Raw genomic sequence first — 17,002 nt, forward strand, 5'->3', positions numbered from 1 at the left:
ACTCAATAGCACTCTGGTATATTGAAATTATTAGGACTGACCCACTCGTGAGGTGTAATCAGCCTTTGCTAATACTTCACTTTGCTCGTAATGACGTGAAATCGTAATTTGTGGTTAAGTCTTGGACTTTTGACCTTTATAGGACGCGGAGAGTGGGAGACGCGGCGACGCGGAGAGTCGCCTGTGTTTTGGGTTCAACGCGAATGGTTTCAAGAAAGAGACTTTAGTCGTGGAGAAGAAAAAAGACATTCCTTGCACCGAATCAAGAGGCTTTAGACACTTTAGACATGGGGTGTAAGAGCGTCCAGGTGTGTCCCCGTGTCCCCGTGTCTTCTTCAATTTTGACTGACTCGGCAGCGGTACTAGCTGTGGAAATTGTGGATAACTTGCTCTAATTAAATGTTTAGGATAGTTTCTTCAGCTGCTATCTGTGGAAAACTTGTGGAAAAACCCCGAAGTTTTTCCACAAGGTAATTATACTTATTTGAAGTTTTTGCTAAAAACTATCAAGTTTTCCCCAATTTTTTCCACAAACAATAATTTTTTTCCACATCTCAATGAAAATATAAGATATTTTTAAACTTAGCTTAATATTCTGGTACAAATATTTGACTGAAGGCTGTGGAAAACGGCAAATAAACAATCAAGTTGAATGTTAGGAGCGGCTATGCATGTTGATGCGATCGCTCAGTTGACGGAGGGTGTTGGCTAAAGTGCGATCGCTATCTCGCAGTTGGATAATTTTGTCACAACTGTAAATCACCGTTGTATGATCTTTACCACCAAACTCTTCGCCAATTCTCGGCAAACTCAAATCTGTATGTTGGCGCATAAGATACATCCCTATTTGCCGTGCCCAGCTAATTTCTCGTCGTCGGGAATTGCTTTTTAGGTCTTCAATGGAAACTTGAAAAACATCAGCAATCACCTTTAAAATTACCTCTGGAGTAGTGGCTACTTTCTGGTTTGGTGTTTCTAAAACTGGGGCGATACTGTCCACTGACATTGGTAAACCCCAAATCGAGATATAAGCGATCGCTCGCGTTAAAGCTCCTTCCAATTCTCGAATATTAGAAGTGTAGTTAGAAGCAATATACTCAATGACATCTCGAGAAAGAAGAATTTTTTCGTATTCTGCTTTCTTCTGGAGAATCGCCATCCTGGTTTCTAAATCCGGGGGTTGAATATCAGCAATTAAACCCATAGAAAACCGGGAACATAATCTTTCTTGAAGGCTCTTAATTTGGTTAGGAGGGCGGTCTGAGGCGATGACAACTTGCTTGCCAGCTTCATGTAAAGTATTAAAAGTATGGAAAAATTCTTCTTGAGTGTACTCTTTACCCTCGAGAAACTGAATATCATCTACTAACAACACATCAGCCGCCCGATAATGCTCGCGGAAACTTTGCATACTATCTTGACGGATAGCTGTAATTAAATCATTAGTAAACTGCTCAGTAGAAACATAAAAGATTTTGCAATCAGGACAAATTTCCCAGCGATAATGTCCAATAGCCTGCATGAGGTGAGTTTTACCTAAACCTACACCACCGCATAAAAACAAAGGATTAAACTCCCTCCCTGGATATTCTGCCACTGCTAATGACGCAGCGTGAGCCATCCGATTATTGGCACCGACGACAAATCTGGAGAATACATACTTGACATTTAATTCACTAGTTTTTTGTTTATTTTTAGCAATAGTCTCAGAAACATTACTTTGGACTGGTAATTCCCAAGCAACTTCTCGCTCATGCAAATGAGAAACCGCCTCACCCTGAGCAACAGTCAGATAAATTTCTACAGGATGTCCGAAAATATCTTGCACAACATTAGCAATCGTGTTGATGTAATATTTTTGTAACCAATTCCGAGCAAAAGGATTAGGAGTGCAGATTACCAAGCAATTATTTTCTAATCGCTCGGCGCTAGCAGTTTTAATCCAAGTTTCAAAGGTGGGACGGGATAATTCTAGCTGCAATCGCTCTAGTACCTGACTCCACAAATTGTCTAAGGGAATTTCCATGTTTAATCGTCACAATAGAAGTTATAAGCAAGCACCAAGTTAGCACTCACATGCTCTAGACCTGGAACAAGCTTTTAAGTTGTAATCATTTTGGGGCATACCCGGTAGGCAAGATCCTACCACCCACTGACTAACACGGAGACGCAACGACACATGAAGATAAACACCTGTATTTGTGCAGCCCAAGATATTATTACCCAAGGTTTACTCCAGAGGCAGAGTAGAACAAATCTGATGTCGATGCTACTTAAGGTAAGTTTTGTGGTAGCCCTTGGGGGCTGCTCTCTTTTACCTGCTAAAACCATTGAGACGCAACAAAATGATCCAAAGTCTCCGGTTGTGCCCCAGAATACAATTGCGCCACCAGCAATTTTTTCATCCTCTGGCGATCCTAACTTTGTGGTGGGAGTAGTACAAAAGGTGGGATCTGCTGTGGTTCGCATTGATTCATCCAGAACCGTCACTTCCCAAGTACCAGAAGAATTTGAAGATCCATTTTTCCGGAGGTTTTTTGGCGATCGCGTCCCAACGCAGCCCAGACAACGGGTAGAACGGGGTAGTGGTTCGGGATTTATTATTAACTCCTCTGGTCAAGTTTTGACCAATTCCCACGTAGTAGACGGTGCTGACACTGTAACCGTTACCCTTAAAGATGGTCGGACTTTTAACGGTAAAGTGCTGGGAGAAGATCCGGTTACCGATGTGGCTGTAATTAAAATTGATGCGAATAATCTGCCAACCCTGTCTCTCGGGAACTCCGATGTTTTACAACCGGGAGAGGCTGTAATTGCGATTGGTAATCCTTTAGGTTTGAATAATACTGTGACATCTGGAATTATCAGTGCTACAGGTCGCTCTAGCAGTGATATTGGTGCTAGCGACAAGCGAGTTGATTATATTCAAACTGACGCAGCGATTAACCCCGGTAACTCTGGTGGGCCATTATTAAATGTTCGCGGTCAAGTAATAGGGATGAATACAGCGATTATTCAGGGCGCTCAAGGTTTGGGATTTGCGATTCCGGTCAACACTGCACAAAGAATCGCCCAAGAATTAATTGCGAACGGTAAAGTCGAGCATCCTTATTTGGGTATTCAAATGGTGACACTGACACCAGAAATTAAAGAAAGAATTAATAAAGAATTAGGCGATCGCATTACTCTGACAACTGATAAGGGCGTTTTATTGGTTAATGTGGTTCCGCGCTCTCCTGCATTTGTGGCTGGGCTAAAAAGTGGTGATGTGATTCATAGTATTAATAATCAGCCTGTTAGTAAAATAGAAGACGTACAAAAACTGGTAGAAAATAGCAAAATTGGCAATCCTTTACAAATGCAAATAGAACGCAATGGGCAAATTTCTCAACTAGCAGTCAAACCGGCTCCTTTACCTGTGCGGCGTGAAAGTTAGCAGGGGGCAGCACTTCGACTACGCTCAGTGACCGGGGGGCAGCACTTCGACTACGCTCAGTGACCGGGGGAGAAGGGGGACAAGGAGGAGTGTGGGGAGTGTCGGAAGTTTTTTTCCCATGCCCAATGCCCAATGCCCAATGCCCAATGACCAATGACCATTGACTATTGACTATTGACAAATGACACCAATTATTGAATTAGGTAATCCCATATTGCGGCAACATGCTAGCTTGATTGATAAGATTCAAGACCAGGATATCCAAAATTTAATTGAAGATTTAATGGCAACAGTTGCTCAAGCTAATGGGGTGGGGATTGCTGCACCACAAATCGCCGCATCCTATCGTTTATTTATTGTGGCATCTCGTCCTAATCCCAGATATCCTCACGCCCCACAAATGGAACCTACAGCGATGATCAATCCAAAAATTATTGGGCATTCTACTGAAGTAGTTAAAGGTTGGGAAGGTTGTTTGAGTGTTCCGGGCATTAGGGGATTTGTTCCTAGATACCAAGCGATCGCAGTTGAATATACCGATCGCAATGGCAAATTACAACAACAAGAATTAACCGATTTTGTAGCGCGGATTTTTCAACACGAATATGACCACCTCGATGGCATCCTGTTTGTAGATCGTTTGGAGAGTACTCAGGACATGATTACAGAGCAGGAATACCAACAACGTTTTGTCAACAATACTTAATCCAAAAGTATAAGCTAATGCGCGTCTAAATTGCATAAATACTAATAAGGGCTGTTGACTGTTGACTGTTGACTGTTGGCTGTTGACTGTTGACTGTTGACTGTTGACTGTTGGCTGTTGACCGTTGACTGTTGACTGTTGACTGTTGAGCGTTGACCGAGGATGAGGGAAGGGGGACAAGGAAGACAAGGGAGACAAACTGGTGGTGAATTTATGATAACTTTTGAGCCTTTGAGCTTGGAATGTGAGTTTTTCAGCCCAATACATTTCTCTTGGGTTGCGATTGTTCAGATCCCCGACTTCTTGAAGAAGTCGGGGATCTCGGAGCGCGTCATAATTAGTGTGGTAGACCATCAGCGTAACTGAACTGTATTGCTTTTAAGCCTGGAAGTTGCGGCTTTGAGGCTGGACGTTGCGGCTTTGATGTCGAAAGTTGCGGCTTTAAGCTTGAACGTTGTGGCTTTGAGGCTGGAAGTTGCGGCTTTGAGGCTGAAAGTTGCGGCTTTGATGTCGAAAGTTGCGGTTTTAAGCTTGAACGTTGTGGCTTTGAGGCTGAACATTGCGGCTTTGATGTCGAAAGTTGCGGTTTTGATGTCGAAAGGTGCAGCTTGGATGTTGAAAGCTGCACCTTTAAGCCTGAATGTTGCGCCTTTGAGCCTAATTTTTGACAACTGATAACTGACTATTTAACCTCAAACCTTTCCTCGCTAATTTGTCTACCTTCTAGGAACATCTGTATTTGCTAATTGCCAACTGGTGCGATCGCATTGATAGTATAACGACACTGAGTATCCCAAATCGATGTATGAATCTGGCGAGTTTGATAACGGTTTTGCTTGACCATTTGACCGTTGGGATCAATCCAATAAGAACTTAGTCTACTCAGATTACGGCTTTTTCAAGCCCCCAGCTTTAGCTATGGGGTTTATGAAAACTCCTGTTAACAATTTTAATTAATCGAGAGCCAAAATAAGTTAAGGTTTTTTCACAGAGCATAACCTGAGATTGCCACCACTGGCCAAGCTACCATCAGAAATCCAACCATCTTTAGGATAGGCGATCGCAATCCAATTTTCCCCATTCACTTCGACAATTGAAGCCGGAAAACCATTTGGTTTGACAGTTCTTCCATTAGCCACTACTCCCAATTGTCTCGAATTCGCCCTTGGTTCCTCCCGAATTACCAAGCTTTTTTTATTCTGAGAAAAAACCCGCAGACAATTGACATCACCCAAACTCGGTTTAATCGCAGTACTGCTGTATTTATGTAAAAAACGTCCCCCAGACCAACAGCCATATTCTACTTGTCCCGTACCAATGCGCTGAACTGAATTACTCAACCTAAACCAATAGTCAATTTTTGTATTAGGTTTCCTATCAGTTTGACAAGCATTCTCAAAATCTAAATATCCCCCTAATTCCAAATTAGAAAAACCCGAATTAAAATCAGCTTTAGCAGCTTGTGCTTGTGGTCGCCACAAACTCCAGCCTGGTTCTGGCTGATTGCGAATACCATTAGGATCGCCAGCTTTTGCCTGTACAGCCAGGGGCGATAATAAGCATAATGTACCAACCATCCAACTTAAAAACCGGGTAGGAAAAACTTTAATCATGTTTGCTATATGACTGCTATATAATTGCTCTTGATTGAGTCGCTCTGTCATAATTAATCACAAATCCTGTTAAAAACTTCAACGATTTTTGAATGAAACACCTTGAAGGTAAAGTTGCCTTAGTCACAGGTGCTACACGGGGAATTGGCAAGGGAATTGCTATTAGTCTTGGTGAAGCAGGTGCGATCGTATATATTACGGGTCGCAGTTTAGATAAATATACTACCAGTAATGGTATCTCAGGTAGTCTTGAGGAAACTCGCGCTGCTGTTGAGGAAGTCGGTGGTGTATGTATTCCTGTACCAGTAGACCATAGTAACGACGAGGAGGTGCGATCGCTTTTTGATCGCCTTCAAGATGAGCAGCAGGGACAACTTGATCTGCTGGTAAATAATGTTTTTTCAGGAGTCCAAGCCTTAAGTGATGCTCAAGGAAAGCCATTTTGGGATTTTGAACCCAGCCTTTGGGATAGTTGCAACAATGTTGGTTTGCGTAGTCACTATGTTGCTAGTGTTTTTGCGGCGCGGATGATGAGCAAGCGTAACTCAGGATTGATTTGTACTATTTCTTCCTGGGGGGGGTTGTCCTATATTTTTGGTGCAGCATACGGTGCAGGTAAATCAGGATGCGATCGCCTAGCTGCTGATATGGCCGTTGAACTCAAACCTTATAACATCGCTTCACTTTCACTATGGCCAGGTATTGTAGGCACTGAGCAGATTTCCCGCCTCACATCTCAAATGAACGAAAACAATGCTACACAAGAGAAAAACTCATTAATCGCTGAACGCTACAACTGGGAAACCCCCTTACTCACAGGACGGGTGATTGCCGCACTAGCAGCGGATTCCAACGTGATGCGCCGTACCGGACGAGTGCAGATTGTTGCGGAACTCGCTCAACATTATAAACTTGTAGATCAAAATGGCGATCGCCCTGTATCCCTACGCTCTCTGCGTTTTTTGATACCTTATGCATTGCCTGTGCTGAGAAAGTATACATGGCTCATACCAGATTTGAAAGTGCCTTGGTTGCTCTTACTACTAACGACACTCAAATCACCGCAAATTTAATACACACTTAAATTAATTACTTTCTAGTTAATCTGATGACATCAAAACCCTGATTTTTGTTAGGTTATAAACATCATTTTCTGTCAAAATTATTTAGATGAGTTTGCCTTGAATTGTTAATAAATTTCATTAAACAAAATAATTCTACCTATTGTGGAAGAGAGAAATGACCCAGCTAAATAAAGCTGTTGTACTGATCACTGGTGCATCTGGCGGGTTCGGACAGGAACTAACCCGACAATTATTAATGGCTGGTAGCCGACTGATTTTAACTGATTTAGATGAAGCTGTTCTGCGCCAACGAGTTGCAGCAATTCAAAACGTAGTTTCAACTGGAGAGGTTCTTGCCTACCTAGCTGTTGATCTTGCTACTCGTGAGGGATGTGAAATCCTTTATAGTCAAGTTAAAAAACTCGATATACCCATCGATATATTAATTAATAACGCTGGTATAGCATACTTTGGTCGTATGGATGAAGTTCCTAGCGAGAAATGGGAGCTACTCATGCAGATAAACCTACTAGCACCAATGCGGTTAAGTGCCCTATTTGTTGCTGATATGATTGCCCGCCAAAAAGGCCACATCGTCAATATTTCATCGCTAGCAGGCTGGTCAGCACAAGCTGGGATGGCTCATTATGCATGTAGCAAATTCGGTTTGCGTGGCTTCAGTGAAGGACTTTTTAATGAAGTCAAAGACCATCAAGTAAAAGTTACAGCTGTTTATCCCTTTTTTAGTCGTACCCCAATTCTCCAATCACAAAGTTATGGAACTTTAAGTAAACTAATTGAGAATGGTTTTCCCGAAAGTTTAGCAACCGACCCAGCCAAAGTAATGCGCGCAACCATTCAAGGAATTGTTAACAATCAACTGCACGTATTTCCCGATCCAACTGCTAAAAGCGTCCATCTTCTGAAAAGATATTCTCCCTTGCTATTGGACTTGATTAGTAATGCATTTACCAGGAGGTTGAAAGTTGGTCAACGTAACTAATTCTAGTAAAAATCAAAAGATATTTGATACTACTGACAAACATCTGATTATCGGGGCTGGGTTTGTCGGATTAGGTATGGCTCAAGTACTCAAATCTGCTGATATTCCCTACGATCAAGTTGATGCTAGTGACGATATTGGCGGTAATTGGTATCACGGCGTTTACGAAACAGCACATATCATCTCGTCACGCAAAATTACCCAATTTTCCCATTTCCCCATGCCGGCTCATTATCCCGACTTCCCCAGCGCTCAGAATATGAGGAATTACTTAAACGCCTTCGCCAATCATTTTGACTTGCGTGAGCATATCGAACTTAACCGTACAATTAGTTACGTGCGACCAGTCGAAAATAATCTCTGGGAAGTGTCCTTTGCTCATGGAGAACAGCGAATTTATAAAGGAGTGTTGATTTGTAATGGTCATCACTGGTGCAAGCGGTTTCCGCAATTTCAGGGAGAATTCAACGGAGAAATTATCCATTCTAAAGATTACAAACACCCAAATCAACTTACTGGGAAAAGGGTTTTGGTAATCGGTGGCGGAAACTCAGCTTGCGATGTTGCAGCAGAAGCAGCCCGCGTCGGCGCTAAATCTGTTCTGAGTATGCGTGAATCAGTATGGTTTATTCCCAAATCATTTGCAGGAGTTCCCGTAGCCGATTTGATTAAATGGTGGATGCCAGAATGGTTGCAACGGCTGATGGCTTACGGGATCATCCGCCTGACTTTCGGCAACCATAAAAATTATGGTCTATCTCAACCCAAGCATAGAGTTTTTGCCAAGCACCCAACTCTGAATAACGAGGTTCCCTATTATATCAAACACGGAAGAATCACCCCCAAGCCAGGTGTGCGTCGTTTGGATGGTTGCGAAGTGGAATTTGTTGATGGTAGCCGAGAAGCATTTGACTTAATAATTTGCGCCACTGGCTACTACGTCGCCTATCCGTTTCTACCTGAAGAACTTCAGCGCGTTGAAGGCGCAGCAGTTCAATGTTATGGCGGCTCGTTTTTCGCCGATTACAAAGGACTGTATTTTATTGGTTGGGGCCAAGCAAGAGGCGGGGTAGGATCGCTGATTTCAGCTTACAATTCACTTTTCCTCCGGTTTCTCAAACTCCAGGATGAAATAAATGTGCCTATCGGTCTGGTTCTCAAAGAAATGGGACAACAATTACCAAAAACTCACCTTGCCGATCCGCAGCAAATTTTTAGGCAAGTAAAGATTGTTAATTTATTCTTTAACTGGATTGCTAAAAAAGCACATCAAGTTGATAGCAAATATCCTAATTTTCGTAATAACCCACTTCCATCTGCACAAAGTATCGAGAAAACTCAGTCATTAGCAAGTTAACAATTGAAAAATTTGTATTTGCACCAAATCAAATAAGTACAGGACTTACGCAACTGGCAGAGGCGATCGCTAAATTTTAGTATATGTGTATTGGCAGGACTGACGCAACTAGTCAAGGGCGATCGCTAGCTCCTACACACAGTTCTATTGTGATAGGGGGTTTACCCGATTCCTGGCTGTAATTTTGCAGGATACACAATCGTACCCAGAAGATATTTTTGTGCCGAATGCGGAGATTTGGATGTGTTGGAGGAGTTACTAGGATGATTGACCATGACAGGCTTTTCAAAGAATTAATATCTACATTCTTTGTTGAATTTCTCGATTTATTCCTGCCTCAAGTAGCTAGCCAAATAGACCGCGATTCCATCCAGTTTTTACCCCAAGATGTATTTACTGATGTCACATCTGGAGAAAAGAAAGAAATTGATTTGCTGGCACAATGCCGCTTCGAGCAGAAAGAGACTTATTTTCTAATTCACGTTGAAAATCAGTCTTATACTGAGTCGGAATTCGCCAAGCGGATGTTTAAGTATTTTGCCCGCTTGCATGAAAAATATAATTTACCAATTTATCCAGTTGTGATTTTCTCCTTCGACGAACCAAAACGCGCTGAACCTCAAAATTACCGTGTCACGTTTCCCGATTTAAAAGTGCTGGAATTTCAATTTGCAGCGATTCAATTAAATCGCCTAAGTTGGCGAGATTTTCTAGCGCAACACAATCCAGTCGCAGCGGCATTGATGGCGAAGATGAATATTGCTGTATCAGAACGTCCGCAGGTCAAGGCAGAATGTTTGCGGTTGCTAACTAAGTTAAGGTTAGATCCAGCGCGGATGCAATTAATTTCTGGATTTGTAGATGTGTACTTGGAACTGAATGCAGCAGAAGAAGAAGTCTTTCAATCTGTAGTCGATACAATGGGATTAACTGAGCAGGAGGTATATATGGAGATTGTCACCAGTTGGGAACGGAAAGCAATACAGGTAGAACGACGGGCAACTATTACTAAAATTTTGAAGCTGCGTTTTGGGGATATTGATGCTTCATTAGAAAGCATTATTCCCGCTTTATTACAATTGTCACCCGATGAATATATGGATTCACTCTTGCAAGCTGACCGTGAAGAGTTATTATCGTGCTTTCAAAGGGAATCGTAATTTGATAAAAGTGGATGTGCTTGACATTTTACGTTTAATTATGCTCACCTACTGATTCAAAATTATTATGGTTCAAGAGCAACAAACTACTAAAATTGCAGGTATCTATGAAGTTTGTATTGGTGTTCCCGAACCAATTTCTGCAATTCAATATTGGGAAATATTTGGTTACCGCATTGGTCAAATAGGGGAATTAACCGCAGATGTAGCCAAGCAATTATATGGTGTAAATTCATCTTTACGCTCAATTCGCCTGTATCACCAAGATGCCGATCATGGATTAATTCGGTTAATGGTTTGGCAAAATCCCACAAATCAGGGATTAGGAACAGCTTCAATGAAAATCAAAGGAAATCGTTGGGCAACTGCTTTAACATCTGATGCATTAACTATTTTAAATCATGCCGAACAAGCAAAAGCCGCTGGTTCGGATATTCGTTACACCAACCCTTATTGGGAAATTATATACAACAAAGAAAGAAAAAGCCGCCCCTTTATAGATCCAGCGGTTGGGGTGCGAGAAATGTTGTTATTGCAACCATTATCAAGACAAGTTTTCTTCCAAAGATTTGGCTATACAATGCCACATTATGGGCAAATTAACCAAAATGCAGCATTTAAGACTAGCCAGTTTACTCACATGGGGTTAATTGTCCAGGATGACAGCAAAGAAATTCTGAACTTTTACGAAGATGTTTTAGGTCTGCTGCGTGTACGTGATGATGTCGAAACTAGCTATGAATCTTCACTAGCAGGACGAGATTTGTTTGATCTCAACCCTGGTGAAAAGTTTATTGTTACCGCCTTTGATGACCCACGTTCCTCTGTGTATGATTTCATGAATGCACGCAGTGGTAGACTTTACATTGTTCGTTTCCCAGAAACCATAAATTTAGAGTCGCGGTTTGAAGCAGCACAACCCGGTAGCTTAGGGATGTCGTTATATACCTACCGCGTACAAGGAATTGAGACATATTGCGATCGCATTCAAAACAGTTCAGCCCAAAATGTCACCAACATAGTCAGTAACGAATTTGGCGAGATGAGTTTTTCCTTCCTTTCACCCGATGGCTATTTCTGGAATTTAGTAGAAAACTGTTGAAGGTTGACAACTGACAACTGACAACTGACCATTGACAAATGACTAAATCCAAAAAACGATGGCTGATGCTAATTTTACTAGCTTTCATATCTGCCCTATTGCTAGCGATCGCATCTACAGCCATCAGTATTTATTTGTACGGTAATAAAGTTGATACTACTAAAGCAGATGCAGCAATTGTTTTAGGTGCAGCCGTTTGGGGTGATGAACCATCTCCAGTTTTTCGAGAAAGAATTAATCATGCTATTAACTTGTATAAAAATCAGCATGTTAATCAGATAATTTTTACTGGCGGAGTTGGTGAACCTAATGAAGCTGCGGAAGCGATAATTGGCAAAAATTATGCTTTAGCACGACAAGTAAAATTAAATGATATTCTCACTGAAACCGAATCACGAACAACTTACCAAAATCTCAAAAATGCCCGTGCAGTAGTAGCCACTTACAAATTAAATAAATTTCTCATTGTCAGCGATCCATTGCATCTTAAACGAGCCGTACTGATGGCAAGAAATTTAGGCATGGATGCATATCCATCACCCACACCTACCACTCGCTATAGTAGTTTCCGCAGTCAGATGGATTTTCTGATACGAGAAACTTTTTTTTACTTTGTCTACCTCGTGTTTAAAATTTAACTATTAACTTAATTTTGCCAATTTTCCCGGAAAATAATTCTGTCAAATTGTCAGCAACCTCAACCGGAAGATAGGGCGGAAGGTTGGAAATAACTATTAAAAGATCCGACCAAAAATTATGTTGATGAGAATTTGGGCTGTTACTGTTTTACTAACTTATTCTTGGTTAATGCCTGAGGTCATAGCTGCTGAACCAATCACAATTGTAGCAGCTTCTCCACAAAGCGATGCTCAACCAATTATTGTCAATAAAGCTGAATTTGGCGTACAAAGAATTGATTCCCAAGGTAAAACAACCTTTATCCCTACCTTTAGAGTGCCACTTCAAGAAGGAAATAAATACGGCTGGCAAATTCAACTCAAAAACTACAAAGGTGCAGTCACATGGAGAGAAGTTCTTAGATTACCAAAACGTCCAGAAACCTGGAGTGTAGATACTGGAGAAGATCTCATCATCTCTCCAGATGGTAAACAAGCAGTAACGAAGCGCACACAAAATACTACTGATGGTGTGATTAAGAATTTTTGGACGATCGCACCAGGCGACCCTGATGGTAAGCATAAGATCCAGGTGTATATTGATGACCGCTTAATTGCTGCTTTTGAGTTTGAAATTGTGCCGTTAAAACAGCCGAAACCAACAGGTAGAATTTAGCAGCGATCGCTTTCGGGGTGGGATCTCCCCACCCTTGATGACTAAACCTCAACTTTATAATCCAGTTCGTGTTCATCCCCCGGTAAACCGCGAAAACCCCAATTATGCTTGGGGTTCTCGAAAATTGTAATTTCTAAATCTTGCCCAGTAATACCTACCGAAAGCGATCGCTCAAACAACAGCCGCATCAATTGTTTTTTCGCTGCTACACTCCGCCCTTCAATCATACTGAACTCGATGATGGTATAACGGTCAGTGCGCCCAGATGGGTAGTAAAAGTCTGATTTATCCAGTGGAAAAAAGCGATGTGCCCGCTTATTTGCAGGATAATGTAATGCTTCCATTACACAACTATGAATAACATCTGAAAGTTGCTGCTTGATAGGATTTAAATAATCCTTGATGCCGTAAATTTTCACTTGAACCATAAATTAATCCTCTTTTTGAGCAAAAATACTTCTTTAGATAGTGTCTGTAACAATAGAAATATGAAGCTACGTGAGCATAAAAATTACTGTTCAGACTACTAAAATTGATATTTATACTCTGTTCAATAGAGCCATCAACAATATAATTGAGATTCGTCTTCATTAGTCCCAAACTAAGCAGTATCTTAAAAATAGAGAGTTGATACTGTTTGAGCAGCAATGGTAACTTTAAGCGAATTTCAGCAGTTAATCGAAAAACAGCATTTATGCCCTGAAACTCTGCCAAAAGCTCTACAAGCACTGTTTTATGACAAAAAAGGTAATTGGGACAAAGCCCATGAAATAGTGCAAAATGCCAGCGATGCTGACAGCGCTTGGGTGCATGGCTATTTGCACCGCAAAGAAGGGGATTTGAGCAATGCTCATTACTGGTATCGCCGCAGCAATCAGCCAGAGTTCTCCGGAGGACTCAACCAGGAATGGGAAGAAATTACTTCTTGTTTACTGAAAAAGGTGAAATAAGCATGGACGCAGCAGAATTGATCCGCCGTTATGCTGGAGGAGAGAGATATTTTCCGGCAGCAAACTTAACTAAAGTCAAGTTAATTGCAGCCAATTTACCAGGAATCAATTTATGGGGAGCAGACTTAAGTAAAGCTAACTTAGCTAAAGCTAAACTATGGGGTTCAGATTTAAGTAGAGCGAACCTTGCACAAGCCAACTTAACTAGAGCAAATTTAAGTGGTGTCAAGCTGAATGAAGCAAATCTCCGGGGAGCCAAGCTGAACTTTGCCAAGTTGTATGGAGCCGATTTAACTGGTGCTTACTATGATGAAAGTACCAGATTTTCTTTCGGTTTTGACCCAGTTAGTCGAAATATGCGCAAGTTTTAAAATACTGCGTAATTCAAGGCGGAGAAATTACAAATGGCATGGGGCTAGGGATGAGGGGCTAGGGATGAGAGAGATGAGGGGGCAGGGGAGACAAATAACTTTTGACTTTTGCCCAATGCCCAATGACGCCACTTGCTACCCTGCGGGAAGCCGCTCCGCGTCTACAAGCCGGGAAACCCGTCCAACGCAGTGGCTCCCCAATGCCCAACCTGTTGTATTTGGTACATTAAGCAATGAAAGGAAGAAAAACACGGCGGAATTTCTTGCTTACCAGTGTTGCTGTAGCTAGCAGCATTATCGGCGCGGATACGTTAACAAATAATACTTCTGGAACAGCATCAGCAACAATTCCAGAACGAGTTTTAGGACGCACAGGAGTAAAAGTCCCGATTTTGGGTTTGGGAGGTGCAGGGACAAATACGCCACTAGATAAACCAGATAAAGAACGTGAAGCTGTGGCGATTATTGAAAGAGCGATCGCACTTGGTATTCGTTACTTTGATACTGCTAGCAGTTATGGAGCAAGTGAACTTCATTTCGGCAAAGTACTCCCACCCCATCGTAGCCAGATTTTCTTAGCAAGTAAAACAGCTAAAAGAGATAGAGATGGCGCATGGCGAGAACTCGAAAGTTCACTAAACCGTCTCAATACAGATCATCTAGATCTATGGCAATTGCATCACGTTTCTTTTCCAGAAGAAATTGACACTATATTTAGTGCATCTGGTGCAATCAAAGCTTTAGAAGAAGCGATGCAGCAAAAAATTGTGCGGTTTGCTGGAATTACCGGACACCACGATACACAAGTAATAGCTGAAGGAATACGTCGCTTTCCATTTCATACAACACTTATTCCCATCAATGCTGTAGAAAATCATCATACAGACTCATTTATTAAAGGAGTTTTACCATTAGCAAAGCAACAAAACTTAGGTGTAATTGCGATGAAAGTTCCTGCTTATGGAAAGTTATTACAAGCAGGTGCTTTGGATAATATACAGCAAGCTTTAGGTTATAGTTTGTCTCAATCTGGGGTTCATTGTTGCATAATTCCGGCTGATAGTGCGCAACAGTTAGAAGAGAATGTTCAAGCAGCAGTTTCCTATCAACTTCTAACTAATCAGCAATTAGCAGCAATTGAGCAGCGTACTGCCAATATCTGGCAAGAGAGTACATTTTATCGGGCTTGGAGCTAGAGGTGATTTATATAGTTAGATGAATAAATTAATCAATGAAACACGAGTGATTCTAATTGGTGGCTCCTCTCATGTAGGTAAATCTACCCTTGGTCGATCTTTGGCGGCCAAGCTTGCTTGGAGTTACCGTTCTACAGACACACTCGCTCGGCATCCCGGACGTCCTTGGGTGAGTGCAAATGGAAAGGTTATTCCAAAGTACGTAGTAGAACATTATAGATATCTTTCTGTAGAGGCTCTTTTTGTAGATGTATTGTCGCATTATGAGAAAAATGTGATGCCGCAAGTCGAGGCTATTGTTCATTCTCATGCGGCTGATTTATCAAAGGAATCCCTGATACTTGAGGGATCTGCGTTATGGCCAGGATTTGTAGCGAATTTAGTTGGCGAAAATAATGTTAAAGCGCTTTGGCTTACGGCTAGTGATCAACTCTTCCGAAACCGAATCAAGCGTGAAAGTAATTTTTATAATGTGTGTGAGGATGAACAATATCTAATTCAAAAGTTTCTTCACCGGACTCTGTTCTACAATAAACTTATGAGGGAAGAGGTTGAGTGTCTTGGATTTATATGTATTGATGTAGAATCTGTGTCAATGGTAGACGAACTTTTAAACAAATGTATGGAATTGATGGATGTTTCGTAAATAGGTGGTGTTAACGTTTTTAACTAACTAATTATTTTAAATTGCTACTTTCTAATTTTACTAAATTCGCCGTATCGGGAAAATCGCTAAATACACCATCAACTCCTAAGCTGAAAAATAGCTCATATTCTTTTTGGGGATTACCTTGAAAGTCAAGCGGTAAAAAGAAATCTTCATTGCGGAATGTCCAAGCATGAACTAGTAAAGAAGCTGCATGAGCATCTGTAACTAATGATGTAGGAAAATGCAGTTTTTTGTTACTATCAATTGGGACTATCATATTTTTATGAACGCCAATCGCTTGGGCATATTCAGCAATTTCTTGTAATCCTGATTTTGTGGTTAAATCTGCATAGCTGCAATCAACATTATTGACTATAAAATCATAGGGTTTACCAGTGTTATTCAGCAATTGCACCAAAGGTAAATCGGTTTTTGTCGCTAAATATTTGAGGTTGCTAACTTCAAAAGACTGAATGAAAATCGGTGCATTTGCTCCTTGATAACCGTTGGCTTGTAAAGTGGCAAGTAGGGTATCTTCTAAGGGTAATCCAATAGATTGAAAATATGTTGGGTGCTTTGTTTCTGGATAAATGCCAATAGTCCGCCCAACTGCAATACTTTTAGTTTGAGCTAAATTGATAATTTCTTGCAGTGTGGGAATGGTAAATAATCCATCATAGTTTGTATTTTGCGATCGCACTTGGGGAATTCGCTCTTTTGCCCGCAGTGTTTTCAGTTCACTCAAGGTAAAATCTTCAGTAAACCAGCCTGTTTTGCTTTCCCCATCAATGATTTTGGTAGTTTGACGTTGGGCAAATTCTGGATGCTGGGCTATATCGGTAGTTTCGGAAATTTCATTTTCGTGACGTGCAATTAACACGCCATCTTTGGTGATAACTAAATCTGGTTCAATATAATCAGCCCCTAAATCAATTGCTAGTTCATAAGCAGCTAATGTATGTTCTGGACGGTAGCCACTAGCGCCTCTGTGTCCAATAATGATTGGGGCTGTAAATTGCGCAATTGTATTCATTAACCCAGATTCCCGATTAATATAATTATTGTTGTTATTAGAGTCTATATTTTTGGGAATACTCACAAA

At 41.2% G+C, this 17,002-nt stretch carries 18 protein-coding genes; 14 read left to right on the forward strand and 4 right to left on the reverse strand.

Translation table 11 applies throughout. The features are described from left to right. Positions 1 to 655: 655 nt before the first annotated feature. Positions 656 to 2,026, reverse strand: a complete 1,371-nt coding sequence (gene dnaA, locus AACU32_RS06900) for a chromosomal replication initiator protein DnaA (protein WP_096598915.1) — start codon at positions 2,024 to 2,026, stop codon at positions 656 to 658. A gap of 234 nt (positions 2,027 to 2,260) precedes the next feature. On the opposite strand from dnaA, the gene AACU32_RS06905 reads away from it, so the two are divergent. The 3 genes from AACU32_RS06905 (at position 2,261) to AACU32_RS06915 (ending at position 4,817) form a co-directional block, all read left to right on the forward strand. Continuing rightward, positions 2,261 to 3,436, forward strand: a complete 1,176-nt coding sequence (locus AACU32_RS06905; protein ID WP_339378671.1) for an HhoA/HhoB/HtrA family serine endopeptidase — start codon at positions 2,261 to 2,263, stop codon at positions 3,434 to 3,436. Between the two features lie 181 nt (positions 3,437 to 3,617). Next, a complete protein-coding gene (gene def / locus AACU32_RS06910) occupies positions 3,618 to 4,142 on the forward strand; it encodes a peptide deformylase (RefSeq protein WP_096598917.1) in 525 nt (174 codons plus the stop codon). 372 nt (positions 4,143 to 4,514) lie between these two features. Beyond that, a complete protein-coding gene (locus AACU32_RS06915; protein ID WP_339377607.1) occupies positions 4,515 to 4,817 on the forward strand; it encodes a hypothetical protein in 303 nt (100 codons plus the stop codon). A gap of 299 nt (positions 4,818 to 5,116) precedes the next feature. Here the strand turns inward: AACU32_RS06915 and AACU32_RS06920 are convergent, their stop codons facing one another. After that, on the reverse strand, positions 5,117 to 5,806 hold the full coding sequence (locus AACU32_RS06920) for an SH3 domain-containing protein (protein WP_339377609.1): 690 nt from the start codon (positions 5,804 to 5,806) through the stop codon (positions 5,117 to 5,119). Between the two features lie 41 nt (positions 5,807 to 5,847). Here AACU32_RS06920 and AACU32_RS06925 point away from each other — a divergent pair, with 41 nt between their 5' ends. From AACU32_RS06925 to AACU32_RS06955, 7 genes are all read left to right on the forward strand, one after another. After that, positions 5,848 to 6,828: an SDR family NAD(P)-dependent oxidoreductase gene (locus AACU32_RS06925; protein ID WP_096598918.1), complete on the forward strand. Its 981-nt coding sequence runs from the start codon at positions 5,848 to 5,850 to the stop codon at positions 6,826 to 6,828. A 166-nt stretch (positions 6,829 to 6,994) separates the two neighbouring features. Then, positions 6,995 to 7,822, forward strand: a complete 828-nt coding sequence (locus AACU32_RS06930; RefSeq protein WP_096598919.1) for an SDR family NAD(P)-dependent oxidoreductase — start codon at positions 6,995 to 6,997, stop codon at positions 7,820 to 7,822. Continuing rightward, positions 7,806 to 9,179, forward strand: coding sequence for a flavin-containing monooxygenase (locus tag AACU32_RS06935; protein WP_339377610.1), 1,374 nt, complete (start codon positions 7,806 to 7,808; stop codon positions 9,177 to 9,179). Before AACU32_RS06930 ends, AACU32_RS06935 begins: the two co-directional genes overlap by 17 nt. Before the next feature lie 263 nt (positions 9,180 to 9,442). After that, entirely contained in the window at positions 9,443 to 10,339 is an 897-nt protein-coding gene (locus AACU32_RS06940; protein ID WP_096598920.1) for an Rpn family recombination-promoting nuclease/putative transposase, read from the forward strand. Positions 10,340 to 10,406: 67 nt separating this feature from the next. After that, positions 10,407 to 11,441: a VOC family protein gene (locus AACU32_RS06945; protein WP_096598921.1), complete on the forward strand. Its 1,035-nt coding sequence runs from the start codon at positions 10,407 to 10,409 to the stop codon at positions 11,439 to 11,441. A 38-nt stretch (positions 11,442 to 11,479) separates the two neighbouring features. Beyond that, entirely contained in the window at positions 11,480 to 12,079 is a 600-nt protein-coding gene (locus AACU32_RS06950; protein WP_096598922.1) for a YdcF family protein, read from the forward strand. Positions 12,080 to 12,203: 124 nt separating this feature from the next. Then, positions 12,204 to 12,734 carry a hypothetical protein gene (locus AACU32_RS06955; protein ID WP_096607894.1) on the forward strand — a complete coding sequence of 177 codons (531 nt, stop codon included), beginning with the start codon at positions 12,204 to 12,206 and terminating at the stop codon, positions 12,732 to 12,734. 41 nt (positions 12,735 to 12,775) lie between these two features. Here the strand turns inward: AACU32_RS06955 and AACU32_RS06960 are convergent, their stop codons facing one another. Then, positions 12,776 to 13,162, reverse strand: a complete 387-nt coding sequence (locus tag AACU32_RS06960; protein WP_096598923.1) for a tautomerase family protein — start codon at positions 13,160 to 13,162, stop codon at positions 12,776 to 12,778. A gap of 219 nt (positions 13,163 to 13,381) precedes the next feature. Here AACU32_RS06960 and AACU32_RS06965 point away from each other — a divergent pair, with 219 nt between their 5' ends. The 4 genes from AACU32_RS06965 (at position 13,382) to AACU32_RS06980 (ending at position 15,897) form a co-directional block, all read left to right on the forward strand. Continuing rightward, a complete protein-coding gene (locus AACU32_RS06965; RefSeq protein ID WP_096598924.1) occupies positions 13,382 to 13,684 on the forward strand; it encodes a hypothetical protein in 303 nt (100 codons plus the stop codon). A 2-nt stretch (positions 13,685 to 13,686) separates the two neighbouring features. Beyond that, positions 13,687 to 14,055, forward strand: a complete 369-nt coding sequence (locus AACU32_RS06970; RefSeq protein WP_096598925.1) for a pentapeptide repeat-containing protein — start codon at positions 13,687 to 13,689, stop codon at positions 14,053 to 14,055. Positions 14,056 to 14,288: 233 nt separating this feature from the next. After that, positions 14,289 to 15,251, forward strand: a complete 963-nt coding sequence (locus AACU32_RS06975) for an aldo/keto reductase (RefSeq protein WP_096598926.1) — start codon at positions 14,289 to 14,291, stop codon at positions 15,249 to 15,251. A 19-nt stretch (positions 15,252 to 15,270) separates the two neighbouring features. Beyond that, positions 15,271 to 15,897, forward strand: coding sequence for a 2-phosphoglycerate kinase (locus AACU32_RS06980; RefSeq protein WP_096598927.1), 627 nt, complete (start codon positions 15,271 to 15,273; stop codon positions 15,895 to 15,897). A 31-nt stretch (positions 15,898 to 15,928) separates the two neighbouring features. Here AACU32_RS06980 and AACU32_RS06985 read toward each other — a convergent pair whose 3' ends face one another. Then, positions 15,929 to 16,933 (reverse strand): glycerophosphodiester phosphodiesterase, encoded by a 1,005-nt coding sequence (locus AACU32_RS06985; RefSeq protein ID WP_096607895.1) that lies wholly within the window; start codon positions 16,931 to 16,933, stop codon positions 15,929 to 15,931. Positions 16,934 to 17,002 lie beyond the last annotated feature (69 nt).

The organism is Calothrix sp. NIES-2100, from assembly GCF_963875285.1.
Taxonomy (GTDB): Bacteria; Cyanobacteriota; Cyanobacteriia; order Cyanobacteriales; family Nostocaceae; genus Aulosira.